The organism is Tardiphaga sp., assembly GCF_044340795.1.
Lineage (GTDB): Bacteria > Pseudomonadota > Alphaproteobacteria > Rhizobiales > Xanthobacteraceae > Tardiphaga.
Window position 1 is genome coordinate 1 of sequence record NZ_JBIISY010000360.1, and the last position, 4357, is coordinate 4357.

Here is a 4357-nt window from a genome sequence, read left to right on the forward strand (position 1 = left end):
AGGTGTAAGTTTCCCGCTGGCTGAGGCCGAAACCCAACTCGCGATGATGAGGCAGCTCTGTTTCTACACTTTATCTCTGCGCGATCGTGGGCTGCCTCACACCGCCGAGGCAGCGATGTGCAAATGGTACGTACCCAAGGTAACCTGCGAAATAATTCATCAATGCCTCCTGACGCACGGGCATTACGGTTACACGACCGACCTCCCGTTTTACCAACGTTACGTCGATGTCATGGGGCTTCAGATCGGCGACGGCACCGCCCAAATCCAAAAGCTTGTTATTGCACGTGAAAAAATCGGCCGGATAGCGCTACAATACGCCAAATAACCGCTGGCGATTGAGCCGATAGGATCTTGGCATAGTTTAGAAAGACGCGTCGCGGATGCGTGTTCGATCGGCGCTCGATCGCCACAACTTAGGATACTTGGTTTCAAACTCTTTCAAAATCCGCTTGATGGGCGGATCTACGAACAATCCACGATCATTGACATACTCCATGTGTCTGCGGCTGTTAACGTCGAATTCGTGGAAAAGCGCATCGCTCCTACCGTCGAAAAGGAGCGGCTTGACACCGAATCTTTGACACATCTCACTATTAAATGCGGGTGTAACTTTGAGCATGTTTTCGCCCAGCCAGAGCGCCACATAGCCATGATAGATGAAAAGGTCCGTCTCCATGAGGTTGGCCAGCTTTACCGAGTTCAGATGATTGCGTACGTCGGCGAAGCCTACAGCAGCTGGAATACCCACTGCGCGTAGAGCGGCGGTTAAAAGAACCGCTTTTGGAACGCAATAGTTTGACGGTTGCTTAGCGATGTGGCTGGCCCGATAGTCATCAGGTGTCGTTCCAATATTAAACGGATTATATTCGATCTGGTCGCGAACGGCATCGAACAGGCGAACCGCCTTCTCGGTCGGCGATAATGTATCGGCCTGCGGAAGGTTGCCGAGGACAAACTCTCGAACTTCGGCCGAGTGTATATCGATATGCGGTGTCGAAGCTAACCATTCACAAGAAATCATTTCCATGACATTCCTCACCGACGACCATTTCTAACAGATGTTAGAAAAATGGATAGCTCCCATTGACGCAAACTCGACCCAGACGTTAGGCTGCGAGCTCCCAAACGAGTAAGATCGCAGAAGCATAACATGAGCGAAAGCACATCCTTCATCTGGACTCCTCCCCCTGAATTGGTCGCTCAAAGCAACCTGACGGCATTCTTGCTCGCCGTCGGTGAAGAAAGCTACGACAGCCTGGCTGCTAAGGCCGAAGAAGATCCCGCTTGGCTGATGCAGGAGGTCATAAAGTTTTGCGAAATTCGATTCTATCGTCAATACGACGAGATGCTCGATGTATCGAGAGGCGAAGCATGGGCGCGCTGGTGCGTAGGAGGCACCACCAATATCGTTCTCAACTGCATCGACAAACATCGTGCAACGGCGGTGTGGGACCAGACCTTTCTTGTCTGGGAAGGCGAAGATAGGCACGAGCGGAGCTCAATGACTTATCGTGAATTGGATTTCGAGGTGAGCCGGCTGGCGCAAGGTTTACACGACATCGGTATTCAGCGAGGCGATGTCGTCGCGATCTACATGCCAAACCTTCCCGAAACATTCGTTGCATTCTTCGCGATTTTGAAGCTCGGCGCTATCGTGATGCCGCTCTTTTCTGGTTTCGGCCCAGCTCCGATCAGATCAAGATTGAACCATGGCGAGGCCAAGGCCGTCATCACCGCCAACGGCACGTGGCGCCGTGGCGAAGCGGGTGCCCTCAAATCCGTGTTGGACACGGCGTTAGAACACGCACCTTCGGTGAAGCACGTAATCGTGGCTCGGCGAGTCGGTATTGAAATCGAAACGCCGATGCAAAGTGGCCGCGACCGCTGGTGGCATGATGTGGTCGAATCCGCCGGTTCGATGATGGCTACAGCCGAGATGCAGGCTGAAGATCCGGCGATCCTACTTTACACATCGGGTACGACGGGTGAGCCTAAGGGATGTGTCTGGACGCATATCGGCTTCATTGGCTCGATGGTGACGCGCGATATGATCATCTGCGGTGACTTCAAGCCCGACGATCGCTTCTTCTTTTTTAGTGATATGGGCTGGATGGTCGGCGCGATGTGCGCCTGCATCCCAAGCTTCGCCGGCGGCAGCCTGCTGATCGCGGAAGGAACGCCTGACTTCCCGGACACTGGGCGGTTCTGGCGTCTTATCGCCGATTACAAGGTTACATATCTTGGCGTGTCGCCAACGATTGTGCGCAGTTTGATGCGCTATGGCGACGAGGTCGAAACATACGACCTCTCGAGCCTGAGGATGACCGCATCAGGTGGCGAAGCATGGACCACCGCGCCTTGGATGTGGTTCTTCGAGCATGTCTGCAAAAGGAAAATCCCGATCATCAATATCTCTGGCGGGACCGAGGTCGGGGGGTGCATATTTACCGGAACCCCAAATCACCCGATGAATCCCGGCTCGTTTTCGCGCCCTGCGCTTGGCGTTGGAGCTGACATCGTCGATCTCAGCGGGGCGCGGGTGCCGGATGGGGTCGTCGGCGAACTGGTGTTACGTCATTCCTCGATTGGATTAACGAAGGGTCTTTGGAAGGCGGACGACCGGTACATTGAGAGCTATTGGAGTACTATCTCCGGAATATGGGTCCACGGCGACTTCGCGGTGCGCAAGGCGGATGGCTTATATTACATCCTGGGCCGGTCTGACGACACCATCAAGATATCGGGAAAACGCACCGGTCCAGCCGAGCTTGAAGGAATTTTGATCGCAACTGGAAAATTAGCGGAGGCTGCAGTGTTTGGAATTCCACATGCGATCAAAGGATCGGCGATCGTATGTGCTTGCGTTCTGATGCCGGAAGTTGAGGGCAATTCCAACCTCGTGGCTCAGCTCTCATCTGCCATCGTATCGGGCATGGGCGCTTCGTATCGCCCGGAAACAATTCTATTCCTCGAGGACCTACCGCGCACACGGAACATGAAGATCATGCGCCGGGTGCTTCGCGCGGTTCTCGCAAACGAAGATCCAGGCGATCTTTCGGCATTGGCTAATCCCGAGGCGGTCGAACACTTGCGTGCGAAACTTGCGAATCTGTGACGTTATAAAGAGGGCCGGATGAACCGGCCCTCTTTGTAATCATCTCGAGCGAATCAGATTGGACAATCCGGTGGGAATACTGGTTTGCGCTTCTCGAGGTGCGATGCGAGACCTTCGCGTGCTTCGTGGCCTGTAAAACCGAGTATCTCCAGCGCTGTGGAGGTATCGAACAGTGGGCCGTTGACGCGAAGCCAATTGTTCAAGGCATACTTCGTCCAACGGATCGCGCTCTGTGCCCCAGTCGCCAGATCTTCGGCTGTTTCCAGTGCAATCTTTTGAAGTTCGGCATCTTCGACACACAATGAAACTAGTCCGATGCGCTCCGCTTCCGATCCAGAAAGCGGCTTGCATGTCAAAAGATAGTACTTCGCCTTGGCGAGCCCGCACAGCAGCGGCCAGATAATGCAGGCAACGTCGCCGGCGGCAACACCTAGTCGAGTATGTCCATCAACAATGCGAGCAGATTTTCCGCAGATCGAGACATCCGCCAAGATCCCAACGACAAGTCCGGCGCCCACCGCTACGCCGTTTATAGCCGAAATGATCGGCTTATTGCAGTTAATAACGTTGTAAACGAGGTCTTTTGCCTCTTTCCAAGTCGACATGCGGGCTTTGGGATCGTCGAGGATACTCTTGATCAGTTCGAAGTCCCCTCCTGCAGAGAATGCTTTACCTGCTCCCGTGACTATGACGGCATTGATATCCGGATCTTCATTAATATCGCGCCAGATATGAGTAAGTTGGGTATGGGTCGCGGCGTCCACGGAGTTGTAGGTTTCCGGACGGTCAAAGGTAATGCGAAGTATTCTTTCGGATGGATAATCGAGCTTCAAGCTTGTGTAGGCGGCGTAACGATCGGCCATTTGTATCTCCTATCTTTCTCACCGTGTTTGCGGCAACGACGGTACATGCGACCTGTCGCCTGTCCTTTTTCGAACATCTGTTAGATTTTAGGTTTGATCCGGTGATGCTGCAAGCATATAGTTCAGCTCTATCGAGCTGCCCATGACGGAACAAGACACCCTGGGAGTGAATCAAACATGCCTGCCGAACTCGACGGCATCACGATGGCTGGCTCGTGCCAAACAGTGAGCGAGCTATTTCGGAGCCGCGCAAAGGTTCAATCGAGCCAGGTTGCGATCGAGTATCAGGGCCGAGAAATAAGCTACGGCGAATTGCTCGATCGCGTCGAACGCTTAACATCCGTTCTGTCAGCGAATGGCCTATGTCGGGGTGATC

Annotated in this window: 4 protein-coding genes and 1 pseudogene; 3 read left to right on the forward strand and 2 right to left on the reverse strand. The window is 53.7% G+C overall.

Going from position 1 to position 4357, the window contains the following annotated elements:
- The coding region (locus ACIQ17_RS31260; RefSeq protein WP_398473388.1) for an acyl-CoA dehydrogenase family protein at positions 1–328 on the forward strand (328 nt) is incomplete at its 5' end.
- A 36-nt stretch (positions 329–364) separates the two neighbouring features.
- Here ACIQ17_RS31260 and ACIQ17_RS31265 read toward each other — a convergent pair.
- Positions 365–1030: a transglutaminase family protein gene (locus ACIQ17_RS31265; RefSeq protein WP_398473389.1), complete on the reverse strand. Its 666-nt coding sequence runs from the start codon at positions 1028–1030 to the stop codon at positions 365–367.
- A gap of 123 nt (positions 1031–1153) precedes the next feature.
- On the opposite strand from ACIQ17_RS31265, the gene ACIQ17_RS31270 reads away from it, so the two are divergent.
- On the forward strand, positions 1154–3118 hold the full coding sequence (locus ACIQ17_RS31270) for an AMP-binding protein (RefSeq protein WP_398473390.1): 1965 nt from the start codon (positions 1154–1156) through the stop codon (positions 3116–3118).
- Positions 3119–3171: 53 nt separating this feature from the next.
- Here ACIQ17_RS31270 and ACIQ17_RS31275 read toward each other — a convergent pair whose 3' ends face one another.
- Positions 3172–3981, reverse strand: coding sequence for an enoyl-CoA hydratase/isomerase family protein (locus ACIQ17_RS31275; protein WP_398473391.1), 810 nt, complete (start codon positions 3979–3981; stop codon positions 3172–3174).
- Positions 3982–4158: 177 nt separating this feature from the next.
- Between ACIQ17_RS31275 and ACIQ17_RS31280 the strand changes: the two are divergent.
- Positions 4159–4357: pseudogene (locus ACIQ17_RS31280) on the forward strand (hypothetical protein); the annotation flags it as partial.

Excerpts from the sequence above, each read along its gene's own strand:
- ACIQ17_RS31265 (WP_398473389.1), bottom strand. The coding sequence starts at position 1,030 with ATGGAAATGATTTCTTGTGAATGGTTAGCTTCGACACCGCATATCGAT.
- ACIQ17_RS31270 (WP_398473390.1), top strand. The coding sequence starts at position 1,154 with ATGAGCGAAAGCACATCCTTCATCTGGACTCCTCCCCCTGAATTGGTC.
- ACIQ17_RS31275 (WP_398473391.1), bottom strand. The coding sequence starts at position 3,981 with ATGGCCGATCGTTACGCCGCCTACACAAGCTTGAAGCTCGATTATCCA.